We start from the raw sequence: 16044 nt of genomic DNA, 5'->3' as shown, positions 1-16044 counted from the left end.
GGTATCGAGAATTCCATGAAAACTGGCATCATGCCGACAATCGGGTCAGAGACTAACGCACTGCCTGGCGTTGCGCCAGTGTTAATCCTTTTCTGTCCGCGCTGCCGTTAGGCGCTGAGATAAATGACAGGTATGATAATGCAATTTTCAGCCGTAAGCATGGCGAATTGAGGAGTTTATGCGCTACTGGGGAAAAGTAATAGGTTTAGTGCTTGGATTGCTGTCCGGCGCAGGCTTTTGGGGAATTGTTATTGGTCTGATCATTGGGCATGGATTTGACAAGGTTCGCGGCGCGCAGAGCAAAGCTTACTTCTCAAATAATCAGACCCGGCAGTCACTCTTTTTCAGCACGACTTTTCAGGTCATGGGGCACTTAACCAAGTCGAAAGGGCGCGTAACCGAAGCGGATATTCAGATTGCATCGCTGTTTATGGATCGCATGCAGCTGCATGGCGATGCCCGAATGGCTGCACAGCGCGCCTTTCGCGAAGGCAAGCAGGGGGAATATCCGCTCCGTACCAAACTGCGTGAATTGCGCAGTGCCTGCTTCGGACGTTTTGATCTGATTAGGATGTTTCTGGAAATTCAGATCCAGGCCGCGTTTGCCGATGGGTCGCTGCATCCCAATGAACGTCAGGTGCTGTATGTGATTGGTGAAGAACTGGGGATTTCTCAGAGTCAGTTCGATCAGTTTCTGCGCATGATGGAGGGGGGACAGCAGTTCGGCGGCGGTCGCAGCTATTCACAGCAGGGCGGTTTTCAGCAGGCGCAACGAGGCCCGACGTTATCCGATGCCTGTAACGTTTTGGGTGTGAAAACCACCGACGATGCCACCACCATCAAACGCGCCTATCGCAAACTGATGAGTGAACATCACCCGGATAAGCTGGTGGCGAAAGGTCTGCCGCCCGAGATGATGGAGATGGCGAAACAGAAAGCGCAGGACATTCAGTCGGCTTACGATCTGATTCGCAAAGAAAAAGGCTTTAAATAAGTGAGATGCGCGCCCGGGCTGATGGCGAGGGCGCGCGAAGCAGAAGCATTAGCATCACGGCAGATTAAAAATCGGCAGGCTGCCTGAAGGTCATGGCATTACCAAACGCCGGGTGCGTGATGGTCAGCGATTCGGCGTGCAGCAGAAGACGATCTGCCATGGCTTTTGCTTCCGGATGTGCGTAAAAACCGTCACCCAGAATCGGATGGCCCAGCGCCAGCATATGTACGCGCAGCTGATGCGAGCGCCCGGTAATCGGTTTGAGCGCGACGCGCGCGCTGTTATCTTCACCGTATTCCACAACCTGATAGTCGGTTTGCGCCGACTTGCCGGTGTCGAAACACACTTTCTGCTTCGGGCGATTAGGCCAGTCGCAAATCAGCGGTAAATCCACCATGCCCTTCTCCTGCGCCGGATGGCCCCAAACCCGGGCCACATAGGTCTTTGCAGGCTCGCGTTCACGAAACTGACGTTTAAGCTCGCGCTCTGCGGCCTTTGTCAGGGCGACCACAATCACGCCGCTGGTCGCCATGTCCAGCCGATGCACAGATTCCGCCTCAGGATAATCGCGTTGGATCCGCGTCATCACGCTGTCTTTGTGCTCGTCAAGCCGACCGGGTACCGAAAGCAGGCCGCTGGGCTTATTCACCACCATGATATGGGCATCCTGATACAGAATGTGCAGCCAGGGCTCAAGCGGTGGATTGTAGGGTTCCATACTCTATTCCAAAAAAAGAGGGCCTTGCGGCCCTGAACTTATTGATGCGTAACCACAATCAGACGCAGTGCATCCAGTCGCCAGTTCGCTTCATCCAGACTCTCCAGTACCTGCTGGCGATTCGTTTCCAGCGCCTCGACCTCATCGTCACGGATGTTGGGGTTAACGGCTCTCAGTGCTTCCAGACGTGATAACTCGGCCCCCAGCTTTTCGCTCGCCTCGCGCCGTGCCGCGTCAATAACGGCACGTGCTTCACTGACGACTTCTTTTTCAGCCAGCGTCAGGATCGCGTGAACGTCCTGCTGTACGGCATTCACCAGCTTGCTGCCGGTGTGGCGGTTAACGGCATTCAACTGGCGGTTGAAGCTTTCGAATTCCACTTTACCGGCCAGGTTCGTCCCGTTGCGATCCAGCAGCAGGCGCACCGGCGTAGGGGGCAGGAAGCGGGTTAGCTGCAGATGTTTCGGTGCCTGGGATTCCACCACGTAGATCATCTCGACCAGCAGTGTTCCCACAGGCAATGCCTTGTTCTTTAACAGCGACAGTGCACAACTGCCGGTGTCACCTGACAAAATCAGATCCAGGCCATTACGGATTAACGGATGTTCCCAGGTAATAAACTGCGTATCTTCACGCGACAGGGCCTGGTCGCGATTGAAGGTGATCGTACAGCCGTCTTCCGGCAGGCCAGGAAAGTCCGGAACCAGCATATGATCTGAAGGTGTCAGAACGATCAGGTTATCACTGCGGTCTTCCTGATTAATGCCGACGATATCAAACAGGTTAAGAGCAAAGTTAACCAGTTCGGTATCATTATCCTGTTCGGCAATGGTATTGGCCAGCGCCTGGGCGGCTTCACCACCGTTAGAGTTTAGCTCCAGCAGGCGGTCGCGGCCCTGTTCGAGTTGGGATTTCAGCGCATCATGCTGCTTACGGCATTCGCTAATGAAATCATCAAACCCGTCACTGTTTTCCGGTGCGGCCAGGTAGTTAATCAGCTCTGCGTTGACGCTGTCGTAGATGGCTCTGCCGGTCGGGCAGGTGTGCTCGAACGCGTCCAGCCCTTCGTGATACCAGCGCAGCAGCACGGCCTGGGCCGTTTTCTCCAGCCAGGGGACCAGAATCTGAATATCGTGCGCCTGGCCAATACGATCCAGTCGGCCAATACGCTGTTCCAGCAGATCCGGGTTAAACGGCAGATCGAACATCACCAGACGGCTGGCGAACTGGAAGTTACGGCCTTCGGAACCAATTTCGGAGCACAGCAGGACTTGTGCGCCGTTCTCTTCAGAAGCGAACCAGGCGGCAGCCCGATCGCGTTCAATGATCGACAGCCCTTCATGGAACACGGCGGCGCGAATCCCTTCACGTTCACGCAGCACCTGCTCCAGTTGAAGTGCTGTAGCGGCCTGAGCACAGATCACCAGCACTTTTTCTTTACGGTTGCTGGTCAGGTAACCCATGAGCCATTCAACGCGCGGATCGAAGTTCCACCAGGTGCCGGTATCGCCTTCGAACTCCTGATAAATCTGTTCCGGATAGAGCAGATCGCGCGCGCGCGCTTCTGCGCTTTTACGTGTGCCCATAATACCGGACACCTTAATGGCCGTTTGATACTGAGCCGGCAGGGGCAGACGAATAGCGTGTAACTCACGTTTCGGGAAGCCTTTCACCCCGTTGCGGGTATTACGGAACAGCACGCGGCTGGTGCCGTGGCGATCCATCAGCATGGAAATGAGTTCGCTGCGCGCGTCCTGTTTGCCTTCACGATCGCTGTTTGCCACCTGCAGCAGCGGTTCAATATCCTGCTCGCCGACCAGCTCATTGATCATATTCATCTCGTTTTGTGAGATGGCATGATCGGCCAGCAGCGATGTCACCGCATCGGCAATCGGGCGGAAGTGCTGCTGCTCTTCAACAAAGGCGGCGAAATCATGAAAACGGTCGGGGTCAAGCAAGCGCAGGCGCGCAAAATGACTCTCCATGCCCAGCTGTTCTGGCGTCGCGGTCAGTAACAGAACGCCCGGCGTTTTTTCAGCCAGTTTTTCGATCACCTGATACTCACGGCTTGGTTCGCCTTCGGACCAGGCCAAATGGTGCGCTTCATCCACCACCATTAAATCCCAGTCGGCGTCCGCCAGCTTATCCAGACGCTGTTTGTTGCGACGCACAAAGTCCAGCGAGCAGATAATCAACTGTTCGGTGTCAAAGGCATTGTCGCTGTCGTGCTGGGCTTCAGCGTAACGATCGTCGTCAAACAGGGCGAAGCGCAGGTTGAAGCGGCGCAGCATTTCTACCAGCCACTGATGTTGCAGGGTTTCTGGCACGACGATAAGTACGCGTTCAGCACGGCCTGCCAACAACTGCTGCTGGATGATCATGCCGGCTTCGATGGTTTTCCCCAGGCCGACCTCATCCGCCAGCAGGACGCGCGGCGCATGGCGGCGGCCTACGTCGTGGGCGATATGCAGCTGGTGGGGGATCAGATTGGTACGCATGCCGCGCAGGCCGCTGACGTGCAGGCGATACTGCTCACTTTGATATTTACGTGCGCGAAAACGCAGGGCGAAGCGATCCATACGGTCGAGCTGGCCTGCAAACAGCCTGTCCTGAGGTTTGCTGAACACCAGTTTGCTGTCGAGCATCACTTCACGCAGCATGACGTGGGTTTCTTCGGTATCAAGGCGCGTGCCGATATAGGTTATCAGGTCATTGTCATTGCGTACTTCATCGACCTGCATCTGCCAGCCTTCGTGGCTGGTAACGGTATCACCCGGATTAAAAATCACGCGGGTGACCGGCGAGTCGCTGCGAGCGTAGAGGCGATTTTCCCCTGTGGCCGGGAACAGCAGGGTGATCATGCGCGTATCAATCGCCACCACGGTGCCTAATCCCAGTTCACTTTCTGTATCACTAATCCAACGCTGACCTAATGTAAAAACCATATAATTTTTGCTCGAATTTTTAACGTTTTTGAAGGTGTTCCCCATTCTCAGGCAATAGCATTTCATCCAGGCAAAAGGGCCTGGTGCGTCATGTCAGAGCAGTGAGTTTTGAGGAAGGGCGTTATGGTACTGGATGGCAGGGCATTCGTCACCTGTCAAAAAAGGCCTAACTGCCCGGTAATGAGTGTAGCAAAGTCGCCATCGACAAAAGGCAGAATGCCTTCGGCTACGGGCTGCAGCTGTTTAGTCACGTAGTGATCGTAGTCCAGCGGCGTGGTTCGGGCTTCTACCGGCTCGGGACCGCTGGTGGCAATCACATAACGAATGCGGCCCCCGGTCTGATATTGCAACGGCCGGCCCAGCTTACGATTCTGCTCATCAGCCAGACGTGCGGCGCGAACGTGCGGCGGCACATTGCGTTCATACTCGTTCAGTGGGCGGCGCAGGCGCTTTTTATAAATCAGCCTGTCGTCCAGCTCACCTGCCAACAGCTGGGCCACCGTGTTACGAACATAGTCTTCCCACGGCTGGCGATGAAATATGCGGCTGTAAAGCTCCTGCTGAAACTGCTGCGCCAGCGGCGTCCAGTCGGTACGTACCGATTCCAGTCCTTTGAACACCATACGCTCACTTTCGCCTGCCCGAATTAAGCCCGCATAGCGTTTTTTACTGCCCTGTTCAGCACCGCGAATCGTCGGCATCAGGAATCGGCAAAAGTGATTTTCATACTCCAGCTCCAGGGCGCTGGTCAGGCCGTATTGCTGCTGCAGATGTTCACGCCACCAACCGTTGACCTTCCCGGCCAGTGCCCGGCCAATTGCCTCTGCCTCGTCTTCATCCCGGGCGGATTTCAGCCAGACAAAGGTCGAATCGGTGTCGCCATAAATCACATCGTACCCTTCGGCTTCAATGAGTTCACGGGTTTGCTGCATGATGGCATGACCGCGCAGCGTGATAGACGAGGCCAGGCGAGGGTCAAAAAAGCGGCAGGCGCTGGTGCCGAGCACGCCGTAAAACGCATTCATGATGATTTTCAGGGCCTGCGACAGGGGTTTATTGCCCTGTGTTTTTGCGGTTTCGCGCCCCTGCCAAATCTGCTCTACGATGGCGGGCAGGCAATGCGTCTCACGTGAGAAGCGCGCCTCGCGAAAACCGGGCACCGAGTCCGCATCCGTTGGGTGCGCCAGACCTTCGATGAGCCCGACGGGATCGATCAGAAAGGTGCGGATAATCGAGGGATACAGGCTTTTATAATCCAGCACTAACACGGAATCATACAGGCCGGGCCGGGAATCCATCACGTAGCCGCCGGGGCTGGCTTCCGGCGCCACATCGCCCAGATTCGGGGCGACAAAACCGGCCCGGTGCATGCGGGGGATGTACAGATGACCGAATGCCGCGACGGAGCCGCCGTGGCGATCGACTGCCAGCCCGTTAACGGCAGCGCGCTCCAGTAAAAACGGCATGATCTCGGTTTTATGAAAGATGCGCGTGACCAGCTCGCAGTCCTTCAGGTTGTAGCGCGCCAGCGCCGGTTTATCGTTGGCAAAACGCCAGTTGATCTCTTCCATGCGCTGCCATGGATTATCAATGGCTTTGCCTTCACCGAGCAGCTGCTGCGAAACAGATTCCAGACTAAAAGAGGGAAAATCCCAGAAGGCGGATTTCAGGGCATCGATGCCGTCAATAATCAGGCGACCTGTCGCCTGGGCAAAAAACACGCCGGGTTTAAACCCATGCTCGCGCCACTCCAGCGCGGCCTGCTGGCGGCCAAGGCGTAACGGAATACCGTAGCGATCGGCGTGTTTCTGCAGCACGCGCAGGTCAAACTGCACCACGTTCCAGCCAATGATCACATCCGGATCGTTATCGGCAAACCAGCGATTCAGCGCCTCCAGCAACTGCGGGCGGCTCTCAAGATAGATAAGTTCGAAATCCAGTTCGCTGGCGTCGCCGTTAGGCGGTCCCAGCATGAAAACCTGGCGCTGCCCGCAGCCTTCCAGACCAATGCAGTAAAGCTCGCCATGCTGGGTCGTTTCAATATCCAGCGAGACCCACTTCAGCGGGGGCCGGTAATCGGGATGGGGTTTCAGACGGGCGTTAACCCATGTGTCGCCCTGAATGTCACCATCAAACCATACGGGCGCGGTAATAAACCGTTCCATCAGGTAGCGTTCGGGTGGACGAATGTCGGATTCATACAGGGGGATACCGCTTTCGCGCAGTTTCTTTTCAACCCACTGCAACTGGCGATGCTGCCGGCAGTACAGGCCAAATACTGGACGGCGGCGAAAATCTTTTAATTGCAGAGGCTGCATCCGCAGCTGGCGCTCGCCCTGCAACAGCGTGTCGACCTGCGCCTGATATTCACAGGGAATAAACGTCACGGATTCCTGCAAAGGCAGCACAACGCGCTGAGCACCCTCGTCGGTGGCCAGCCACAGCGTAATTTCGGTGCCTTGCGGCGTGTCGCGCCAGTGACGGCTGAGCAGAAACCCTGCGCGGGGCTTATTCACGTATTCTCCAGGCAGATAGCGAGTCGGACATCTCATTGACCAGTATAACATGGATATTTATACAGTGTCTGCCGGTGCGTTTTGTCAATATTGGCCTACAATTCTTGCCTTGACGCTGTGATGTCTGCTCTGGACAATCCAGCCTTCTGCTTTTTCTGAGGATTGATATGGAAGCCTGGGTTGAACACCTGATTACACAGTCGCTGGAGTGGGCGCTGTTTGCCGTCGCGCTGGTGACGTTTCTGGAGTCATTGGCGTTCGTGGGGCTGTTACTCCCTGGCACCGTCATGATGGCGAGCCTGGGTGCGCTGGTGGGCAGTGGACAGATCGGCTTATATCCCGCCTGGGCCGCGGGCTTCATTGGCTGCCTGCTGGGCGACTGGGTTTCCTATGGCATTGGCTGGAAGTTTCAGGGGCCGCTCCATCGCTGGAAATACCTGCAAAAGTACAAAGGGCTGCTGGATAAGACCGAACACGCGCTGTATCAGCACAGCATGTTTACCATTCTGGTCGGGCGCTTTGTCGGGCCAACCCGACCGCTGATCCCGCTGGTGGCGGGCATGCTGGAATTGCCGGTACGCAAATTTCTGCCCCCCAATCTGATCGGCTGTATTTTATGGCCACCGCTCTATTTATTGCCGGGTATTCTGGCAGGCGTCGCGATTGATGTTCCGAAAGAAGCCCAGGGCGGCCATTTCATCTGGCTGTTATTAGGCGTTGCTATCCTGGTATGGCTGGGATGCTGGCTGTGCTGGCGCTGGTGGCGCAGTGGAAAAACGCGCGACTGGGCGACGGCGTATTTGCCACCCGAACGTCTGCGCTGGCTGGCGCCGCTAAGTTTTGTGGTGGCCGTTGCGGCGTTCGTCGGCATCCAGTTTCATCCGATGATGCCGATTTTCCGCCACCTGTTGTGGCAGGTCTTTATCGGTTAACGGCGCGGGATGCCGAGCACATCGGCTTCCCGTATGTTCCCTGACAACAGTGCGTCCGTCGATCCCTGCCAGTAAACGCGTCCATCCACCACCACCACGCTACGTGGCGCTATCTGCTGTGCGTCTTCAAGACTGTGCGACACCATCAGCAACGTAATCGCACGGGTTTCGCAGACGGTGCGCACCAGATTAAGCATCTCGCCGCGCAGGGCCGGATCGAGCGCCGAAAAAGGTTCATCCAGCAGCAGCACCGGGCGATCGCGCAGTAAACAGCGTGCCAGGGCAACGCGCTGGCGTTGTCCTCCCGAGAGCTGGCCCGGCAGGCGTGACAGCATCTCACTGAGTCCGACCTGCTGCGCAATGGTCGTCACCTGCTGGCGCTGATCTGAGGTCAGCTTCAGACCGGGATGTAAGCCCAGCCCCAGGTTCTGTTCTACGCTCAGGTGCGGAAACAGGTTATTTTCCTGAAACAGCATTGATACCGGGCGCTGGGCGGGCACGCTATTCGTATGGTCAACACCGTTAATCGTCAGGCTGCCCTGGCTGACGGGCAGAAAACCGGCAATCAGGTTTAATAACGTACTTTTACCTGCCCCGCTTGGGCCGAGAATCGCCAGTCGTTCGCCGCGCCCGGCGTGAAGGGAGAAACGCATCGGCAAATGCTGATACAGGTAAGTCAGATTATTCAGTGTCAGCATGGCGGCCCGGTAATTTTTCCATCAAGGTGAACAGAGACAGGCAGAGTAGCAGCAATAACAGTGCAGTAACGGCGCCATCGGCACCGCGATAGGCGCCTATCTGCTGATAAAGGTAGAACGGCAGCGTGCGGAAATCGGCATTACCAAACAGCGCTACGACGCCAAAATCACCAATCGACAGCACGCAGGCAAACGCCAGCGCCTGCGCCAGCGGACGTTTCAACGCCCGGAGTTCAATCAGCCACAGGCGGTTCCAGCCGCTGATGCCCAGTGCCCCGCACAGGTGGGCGTAACGTTCAGCGATATCCCGCATCGGATTTTCCAGCACTTTCAACGCGTAGGGAATCGCGATTAACGCATTGGCAAAGATCACCACGCCATCCGCGGAGTCCGGCAAGCCGGTCGTGGCGTTCAGTAGCAGGAAAAAGCCGGTTGCCAGCACGATACCGGGCATTGCCAAAATCAGCATGCCGCTGGTGTCCATGATCTGTGCGGCGAGTGTATGCTGCCGCAGGCGCAGCTCCCGGCTGCTCCACAACAGCATGGTGGTCAGGACCAGACACAGCACGCCGGCGCCGAGCGCGATACGTAACGAGGTCAACGTTGCCTGCCATAACGCCGGTTGCTGTAACGCGCCCCGAAGCCCGCTATCCAGACCATTTACGATCACCGCCAGCAGCGGCGGCAGCAGCAGCAGCAGGGCGAAAAAGATGATGGCGGCGTCGCTGACGCGGGCCAGCGTGGAATCCTGAGGATCGCGCCAGCCGTTCAGTTGCGGGCTACCCGCCGGAATGGCGTTGCTGAAGCGCTGGCTGAGGAGCACCAGCACCAGGCAGCAGCTGAGCTGAATCAGCGCCAGGAGCGCCGCGCGGCCCGGATCGTAGTCATAGCTTAGCGCCTGGAAGATGGCCAGTTCGATGGTGGTCGCCTGCGGCCCGCCACCCAGCGATAGCACGGTGGCAAAACTGGCAAAACAGAGCATAAAGATTAATGCCCCGGTGGGCAGGAGCTGGCGGCGCAGCCAGGGCCATTCAAGCAGCCGGAAATGATGCCAGCCACGTATGTTCAGTTGGGCAGCAAGCTGACGCTGTTCGGCAGGAATGCTTTCCAGCGCCTGCAGCATCAGGCGCGTGGCCAGCGGCAGGTTGAAAAACACATGGGCCAGTAAAATTCCCTGAAGCCCGTAAGGCGAGAAGTGATAGTCCACGCCAAGCCAGGCGCAAAGCTGCGCCAGCCAGCCCACCCGACCATAGACGGTGAGCAGGCCGAATACGGCCACCAGCACGGGCAGAACCAGCGTCATGGCGCACAGGCGCAGCAACACCTGACGTCCGGGAAAGCGCCGCCGATAAAGGGCTCGGGACAGTGGAATGGCCGGCAGCAAGGAGAGCAGGGCGGAAAGCAGCGCCTGCTTAAACGAAAAGCCAATAACATGATGCAGATACGTATCCTGCAGGACAGACCGCCAGTCGGTCGCTGGCGCCGCCATCCACAGTGCTGTGAAGGCCAGCAGCGCCACGCTGCAGAGCAGCAGCGTGGCGAGCGAACCCGGAATCAGCCAGAAAGGGATTAACGGCTGACGGCGCGTTGCCATTGGCTAACCCATTGCGAACGGTGGCTGGCAACCTCTTCCGGTGAAAACTGCAATGTTGTCTTCGGCACGCTGAGCGAGGCAAATCCGGCGGGCAGGTCAGTTTTGATCACCGGATACATCCAGTTCCCGGTAGGGATGGTGTTCTGAAAGGCTGGCGTAACCATGAATTGCATAAACTGTTCTGCCAGTTTGGGCTGCTTGCTGTTCGCCAGTCGGGCGGCCACCTCAACCTGCAGATAGTTGCCTTCGGCGAAGGATGCCGCAGCATAGTTATCTTTTTTCTCTTCAATGATGTGATAAGCCGGTGACGTGGTATAGCTCAGCACCAGATCGCTCTCGCCTTTAAGAAACAGGCCGTAGGCTTCACTCCAGCCTTTGGTGACCGTGACGGTTTTCTTCGCCAGCTTTTGCCAGGCCTCAGGCGCGTTGTCCCCGTAAACCTTTTGCATCCACAGCAGCAGGCCAAGGCCTGGCGTGCTGGTGCGAGGATCTTCATAAATCACGCGCCATTTCTCTGGGCTTTCGACCAGTTCTTTCAGGCTTGTAGGGGGATTTTTTAGTGTGTTTTTGTTGTACACGAATGCGAAATAACCGTAATCGAACGGCACAAAGGTGGTGTCCATCCAGCCGCCGGGCACCTGCAGCTCACGGGTATCCACGTCGCTTTTGGCAAACAGGCCGGTTTGCTGCGCGGCCTGCAGAAGGTTGTTATCCAGGCCTAGTACCACATCGGCCTTTGTGTTCTTGCCTTCCATACGTACACGGTTCAGCAGCGAAACACCGTCTTCCAGCGCGACAAATTTCAGCTCGCAACCGCACTGGGCTTCAAAGGCTTTTTTGACGGCCGGACCCGGCCCCCAGTCAGCGGAAAAGGCGTCGTAGGTGTAAACCGTCAGGACAGGTTTGGCCGCAAAGACCGGGGCAGAGAGTAACAGCAGCACGGGCAGGACGTTTTTTAACACTTTGCGCTCCTAGGGCGGCAGGGTTGAGTCGCAAAGGATCTGAGCAAAACAACCTCTCAAATCCCTACGTCGGTATTAACCGATTCAGGTTCGACGGGTATTTCTCAGCGCCCTGACACTGTGGAAAGGGGCACCCCGTTGAGAACGCCACATTCTAGTCATTAAATGCGCAAGGGGAAAGGCTCACAGCGTAGGCGGGGCAAACCAGGCGGATTTAAAATCAAACCAGCCCAATGTATTCATCCGCACGCCGCGCATACTGCGCTGGCCCTCCAGCAGCAGCCAGTGATGAAACAGCGGATGAAGCCAGCTATTTTCCACCAGATATTTACCCCATTCAGCGAGGGAGAGCGTTTTTTCACGCCAGCGCGTGGCATCCTGCTGCCAGTTAACAGGCAGACAGTGCTGCATCAACGGCGTTTCGTATAACAGGGCAAACAGGGAATATTCGAGGGGCAGGGTAAAATTGACGCTGCCCAGCCAGATATCACTCTCGCCTTCGCCCTGATGCCAGCTTTCGTAACTGACTTCCCGGGTGTTCAACGTAACGCCCTGTTCTGCCAGCAACGGACGTAAGGCATCCGTAATACTGACATGCTCAATATGCTGGTTATACCAGGTTAACGTCAGGCTCGTGAGGCCCGCCGGTTTGTCCACTGGGGTCAGATCGCGGCGATGGTGCCAGCGGGGTAGCAGGCCGTAAGCCGGGAACCAGTAGCGCTGATAACCCCTGCCCGCATTATTGAGGAGTGCAATCGGGTTAAGCAGGTCGCTGAGCCAGCGTCGAATGTCTCGGTCGGCCATTTTTTCTGAACGCTGATCGAACAGTAAATAGTAGCAGCCTTCTTCAAGCCGGCTCTCTTCCTGTTTCTCATCGGCTTTTTCGCCCTGCAGGCGAACCCCTGCATAAACCAGCTCGTCACTGATCTCTGGCAGTACCCACACCGACACATCATCGATCAGCGCGCGATAGCCAAAGTAGTCGTCAAACGCTTCTATCTTCAACTGGCTGTGCTGATTACGGACGACCCGATAAGGACCTGTTCCCACAGGTTGACGGGCAAAATCGCGAATTTCAGGCCATTCCCGTGGCAGAATCATGGCGCTGACGCTGCCCAGCAGCCAGGGCAGCCAGCTGTCGGGCTGATCCAGATAGATATCCAGGGTCCAGGGGGCCGGTGAGTCGAGCCGTTGGATATGAGAAAACAGGGGATACTGACGCAGGCGTTCCAGGCTTGCGATCACATCGGCCATGTCCAGCTCCCGGCCATGATGAAAACGAATGGCAGGGCGTAAATAAAAGCGCCAGTGGAGATCGGATGTTTGCTGCCAGTGATGGGCGATATCGGCCTCGATTTCCCCCTGTTCCTCATTTATGCGCGTCAGGCCGCTAAAGATCTGGCGGGCAATATGGGTTTCCGAACGGCGCAGGGGCGAACCGGGTAACAGATTCAGCAGAGGGCGATAATAGAGGACGCGCAAAATATGTTTGCCCTGGCGGAAGCTCCGCCCCAGGTGGGCGCTGATCATCTGTCTGACCTGATCTTTATCCCCCACCAGCTGGACTAACTGATCGATACGATCCTGCTCCAGAAGATCTTCGGCACGCTGCTGCTGCAGCGCCAGCCCGGTGTAGCAGAAGGTCATCAGGGAACGTTTGCCCCGTCCGGCTTCGGCCTGCCAGGTGAGCCAGCCAGCCGCTTGCATTCTGTTGAGCAGGTTTCGCATATGGCGACGCGAACAGTGCAGCAAATCAGCCAGTTCGCCCAGGGTTGTTTCCTGTGGTTGTCCCTGGCAATTTTGCCACAGACGAATGAACTGCTGCTTCAGACGTGATGACGACATAAAAGAGGAACTCCCTGATAAAGGTGCTCTGTTTTTCTTACCCCATTTTAGAGGCAATCTTTCCTGTATTGGAAGAGCGGGAGGCATTCAGTAATGAATGGCGCTCTGACATGGACTGGCAGCGATGTCTGTCCCTTCTGAGTAGTGTGTTACGATTTCGCCAGCAGGGTTATTCTGCTGGTTTTTTTTACGTTGTAGGTTTGGGTCGGGGTTCCATTGTTCCCGTTTCTCCCGTTGTTCTGTCAGGGATAAGGCATGAAATCTTTGTTATCGTTCTCGCGCCGTTTCAATCCGGTCTTTTTGGCTTTTATGGTGACCGCCTTTATCCTCGGCGTGGCCGGTGCGCTGCAGGCACCGACGCTGAGCCTGTTTTTATCGCGAGAAGTGCAGGTGCCACCGCTGTGGGTCGGGCTGTTTTTTACCATCAATGCCATCGCCGGCATTGTGGTCAGCATGATGATCGCAAAGCGCTCCGACAGCGTTGGCGATCGGCGGAATATCATCTTAGTGTGCTGTATCCTTGCCCTGGCAAACGCCATACTGTTCGCGTTTACCCGCCATTACCTGACGCTGATAACGCTGGGCGTGCTGTTATCGTCGCTGGCGAACGTCGCCATGCCGCAGCTCTTTGCGCTGGCGCGAGAATATGCCGACAGTTCCTCGCGCGAAGTGGTGATGTTCAGTTCCATTATGCGCGCTCAGGTGTCGCTGGCGTGGGTGATTGGGCCACCGCTGTCGTTTGCGCTGGCGCTGAATTTTGGTTTCGTTACGCTGTTCAGCGTGGCGGCCGGCTTGTTTTTTCTCTGTTTCCTGCTGATCTGGTTTACCGTGCCCTCGGTGCCGCGTGCGGCTTCCCTGATGCAGTCGGGCGGGATCCCCCTGAGCGGCTGGCGGATTCGTGACGTGCGCATTTTGTTTGCCGCATCAACGCTGATGTGGACCTGTAACACCATGTACATTATCGATATGCCGCTGTGGATCAGCAACGATCTGGGCCTGCCCGAAAAGCTTGCCGGTCTCTTAATGGGCACGGCCGCCGGGTTGGAAATCCCGGTCATGATCCTGGCCGGTTTCTATGCCAAACGTTGGGGTAAGCGAAAGATGATGGTGGGCGCGGTGGCCTCCGCCGTTGTGTTTTACAGCGGCCTGATTCTGTTTCACAGCCACCTGGCGCTGCTGGTCCTGCAGGTGTTTAACGCCCTGTTTATCGGCGTTGTCGCGGGCATTGGAATGTTGTGGTTTCAGGATCTGATGCCGGGGCGGGCAGGCGCAGCCACAACCCTGTTTACCAACAGCATTTCGACCGGCATTATTTTGGCGGGGTTATTTCAGGGCATACTGGTTGAACATTTTGGTCACGGCAGCGTGTACTGGGTGATCGCCGCGATTGCTTTACTGACGCTGGGAATGATACGCAACGTTAAAGACGTTTAATAAGCACGTTCCCCCGGCAGAACAGTGCCGGGGGAACGGTGCTTTAGAGCACAATCCGCTTAATATCGCCAATGATAAAGATATAGGCGACTAAGCCAATCACCGCAGTGATGCCGATATACACGAGCGCATAAAAAAAGCTGCTTGTCATTGAAATGATAATGCCGATAATCAGGGGCGCTAAAATCGAAGCCATATTGGCGCAAAAGTTAAATATACCACCAGTGAGTCCTGCCATAGAAGCCGGGGCAATATCTGCGATTATTGTCCAGCCCAGACCGACCATGCCTTGTCCAAAAAAGGCAATGGACATAACGATGATAACGGCGCTGTCTGAACTCATCCAGTTAGCTGCAATAATCGTGCCGGAAAGCACCAGGCCGCTAATAACCGGAAGTTTTCGGCTCAGATTAATAGATCCTGTTGCGTTCAACAGTTTATCTGAGAGCCACCCGCCAAAGATAACGCCTACAGCGGCAGCCATAAATGGCCATACAGAGAAAAAGCCCACCTGAAGCCATTCCAGTTGCCGTTCTTTCGCTAAATAGGTGGGAAACCATGTCAGAAAAAACACCAGGGTAGTATTTCCAGCGAATTGTCCGAGACTGGCGCCAATAATTTGCCGGCAGCAGAGTAAACGTTTGGCATCGGGCCAATTAAAGGGCGTGTTTTTTAATGTTTCAATGGGTTCATTATTGATAATGTAATCAATTTCTTCCTGATTGGCTTTTTGGGATGCTTCAGGCTCATGGTAAAGTCGCCACCAAATAAACGTGAACAGAATACCGGCTCCGCCGGTAATAAAAAAAAGGCTGCGCCAGCCGTGATACTCCAGAATGAGATAGAGTAAGGGCGAGAAAGCCGCCAGACCAATATATTCCCCGACGGTATAGGTTGCGGTGGCGCGGGCACGTTCATGACGCGGGAACCATTTTGCCACTACGCGACTGTTAACCGGAAAACAGGGTGCTTCGCTCAATCCCAGCCCCAGTCTCAGGAAGATCAAAGACTTGAGCCCAAGAGTAAATGTTTGCAGTAGAGTGAAAATCGACCAAAACAGCACGGAAAGGGCGTAGGTCAGTTTGTTACCAAAGCGATCTAAAAACATCCCTCCGGGGATTTGTGCCAGCGTATACGTCCAGGCGAACGCAGAAAAAGCCACGCCCATCATAGCGGGATCGATTTCAAGTTCACGGGTGATTTTTGGCGCAACGATGCCTAAAATTGTCCGATCAAGATAGTTAATCATTGTGCCAGCGGATATTAATAGCAGAATGATTATTCTGACTTTCGTGGGTTTATTTTTCGGCGTGCGCCTGCCAGCGTGTTCCTCATTGTATAACTTTTCCATGATGTATCCCTGAAGTTTAAACTATTTTTTGATGTTTTTTTTACATTGAAAAATA

The 16044-nt window shown here is 55.7% G+C and carries 11 protein-coding genes and 1 riboswitch; of the genes, 3 read left to right on the top strand and 8 right to left on the bottom strand.

Going from position 1 to position 16044, the window contains the following annotated elements; all coding sequences use genetic code 11:
* Positions 1 to 178 precede the first annotated feature (178 nt).
* Positions 179 to 994: a co-chaperone DjlA gene (gene djlA, locus AAIE03_RS14505; protein ID WP_013024581.1), complete on the top strand. Its 816-nt coding sequence runs from the start codon at positions 179 to 181 to the stop codon at positions 992 to 994.
* Between the two features lie 64 nt (positions 995 to 1058).
* Here djlA and rluA read toward each other — a convergent pair whose 3' ends face one another.
* The 3 genes from rluA to polB all read right to left on the bottom strand — a co-directional run bounded on the left by rluA (position 1059) and on the right by polB (position 7173).
* A complete protein-coding gene (gene rluA, locus AAIE03_RS14500) occupies positions 1059 to 1712 on the bottom strand; it encodes a bifunctional tRNA pseudouridine(32) synthase/23S rRNA pseudouridine(746) synthase RluA (protein WP_013024582.1) in 654 nt (217 codons plus the stop codon).
* 38 nt (positions 1713 to 1750) lie between these two features.
* On the bottom strand, positions 1751 to 4657 hold the full coding sequence (gene rapA, locus AAIE03_RS14495; RefSeq protein ID WP_105077149.1) for an RNA polymerase-associated protein RapA: 2907 nt from the start codon (positions 4655 to 4657) through the stop codon (positions 1751 to 1753).
* A gap of 155 nt (positions 4658 to 4812) precedes the next feature.
* Positions 4813 to 7173, bottom strand: a complete 2361-nt coding sequence (gene polB, locus AAIE03_RS14490) for a DNA polymerase II (protein WP_105077120.1) — start codon at positions 7171 to 7173, stop codon at positions 4813 to 4815.
* Positions 7174 to 7340: 167 nt separating this feature from the next.
* On the opposite strand from polB, the gene AAIE03_RS14485 reads away from it, so the two are divergent.
* Entirely contained in the window at positions 7341 to 8105 is a 765-nt protein-coding gene (locus AAIE03_RS14485; protein WP_013024585.1) for a DedA family protein, read from the top strand.
* Here AAIE03_RS14485 and thiQ read toward each other — a convergent pair.
* From thiQ to sgrR, 4 genes are all read right to left on the bottom strand, one after another.
* On the bottom strand, positions 8102 to 8803 hold the full coding sequence (gene thiQ, locus AAIE03_RS14480) for a thiamine ABC transporter ATP-binding protein ThiQ (protein ID WP_013024586.1): 702 nt from the start codon (positions 8801 to 8803) through the stop codon (positions 8102 to 8104). The two genes, AAIE03_RS14485 and thiQ, sit on opposite strands and share 4 nt — an antisense overlap.
* The gene (gene thiP, locus AAIE03_RS14475) at positions 8787 to 10397 is read right to left on the bottom strand and encodes a thiamine/thiamine pyrophosphate ABC transporter permease ThiP (protein ID WP_105077121.1); all 1611 of its coding nucleotides are present in this window, start codon (positions 10395 to 10397) and stop codon (positions 8787 to 8789) included. The genes thiQ and thiP overlap by 17 nt, the downstream gene beginning before the upstream one ends.
* Positions 10373 to 11359, bottom strand: a complete 987-nt coding sequence (gene thiB, locus AAIE03_RS14470) for a thiamine ABC transporter substrate binding subunit (protein ID WP_105077122.1) — start codon at positions 11357 to 11359, stop codon at positions 10373 to 10375. The genes thiP and thiB overlap by 25 nt, the downstream gene beginning before the upstream one ends.
* Positions 11360 to 11402: 43 nt before the next feature.
* A riboswitch (TPP riboswitch) is annotated at positions 11403 to 11507 on the bottom strand.
* Positions 11508 to 11542: 35 nt separating this feature from the next.
* Positions 11543 to 13204 (bottom strand): HTH-type transcriptional regulator SgrR, encoded by a 1662-nt coding sequence (gene sgrR, locus AAIE03_RS14465; protein WP_110015281.1) that lies wholly within the window; start codon positions 13202 to 13204, stop codon positions 11543 to 11545.
* A gap of 255 nt (positions 13205 to 13459) precedes the next feature.
* Here sgrR and AAIE03_RS14460 point away from each other — a divergent pair, with 255 nt between their 5' ends.
* Positions 13460 to 14638, top strand: a complete 1179-nt coding sequence (locus AAIE03_RS14460; RefSeq protein ID WP_013024590.1) for an MFS transporter — start codon at positions 13460 to 13462, stop codon at positions 14636 to 14638.
* A gap of 43 nt (positions 14639 to 14681) precedes the next feature.
* Here AAIE03_RS14460 and AAIE03_RS14455 read toward each other — a convergent pair whose 3' ends face one another.
* On the bottom strand, positions 14682 to 15989 hold the full coding sequence (locus AAIE03_RS14455; protein ID WP_022622259.1) for an MFS transporter: 1308 nt from the start codon (positions 15987 to 15989) through the stop codon (positions 14682 to 14684).
* Positions 15990 to 16044: the final 55 nt, after the last annotated feature.

The sequence above is a fragment of the Pantoea sp. Ae19-2 genome (assembly GCF_059801205.1).
This window is presented reverse-complemented; position numbering and strand designations above follow the sequence as displayed.

Coding starts and splice junctions, on each gene's coding strand:
- djlA (WP_013024581.1), top strand. CDS start 179: ATGCGCTACTGGGGAAAAGTAATAGGTTTAGTGCTTGGATTGCTGTCC.
- rluA (WP_013024582.1), bottom strand. CDS start 1,712: ATGGAACCCTACAATCCACCGCTTGAGCCCTGGCTGCACATTCTGTAT.
- rapA (WP_105077149.1), bottom strand. CDS start 4,657: ATGGTTTTTACATTAGGTCAGCGTTGGATTAGTGATACAGAAAGTGAA.
- AAIE03_RS14485 (WP_013024585.1), top strand. CDS start 7,341: ATGGAAGCCTGGGTTGAACACCTGATTACACAGTCGCTGGAGTGGGCG.
- thiQ (WP_013024586.1), bottom strand. CDS start 8,803: ATGCTGACACTGAATAATCTGACTTACCTGTATCAGCATTTGCCGATG.
- thiP (WP_105077121.1), bottom strand. CDS start 10,397: ATGGCAACGCGCCGTCAGCCGTTAATCCCTTTCTGGCTGATTCCGGGT.
- sgrR (WP_110015281.1), bottom strand. CDS start 13,204: ATGTCGTCATCACGTCTGAAGCAGCAGTTCATTCGTCTGTGGCAAAAT.
- AAIE03_RS14460 (WP_013024590.1), top strand. CDS start 13,460: ATGAAATCTTTGTTATCGTTCTCGCGCCGTTTCAATCCGGTCTTTTTG.
- AAIE03_RS14455 (WP_022622259.1), bottom strand. CDS start 15,989: ATGGAAAAGTTATACAATGAGGAACACGCTGGCAGGCGCACGCCGAAA.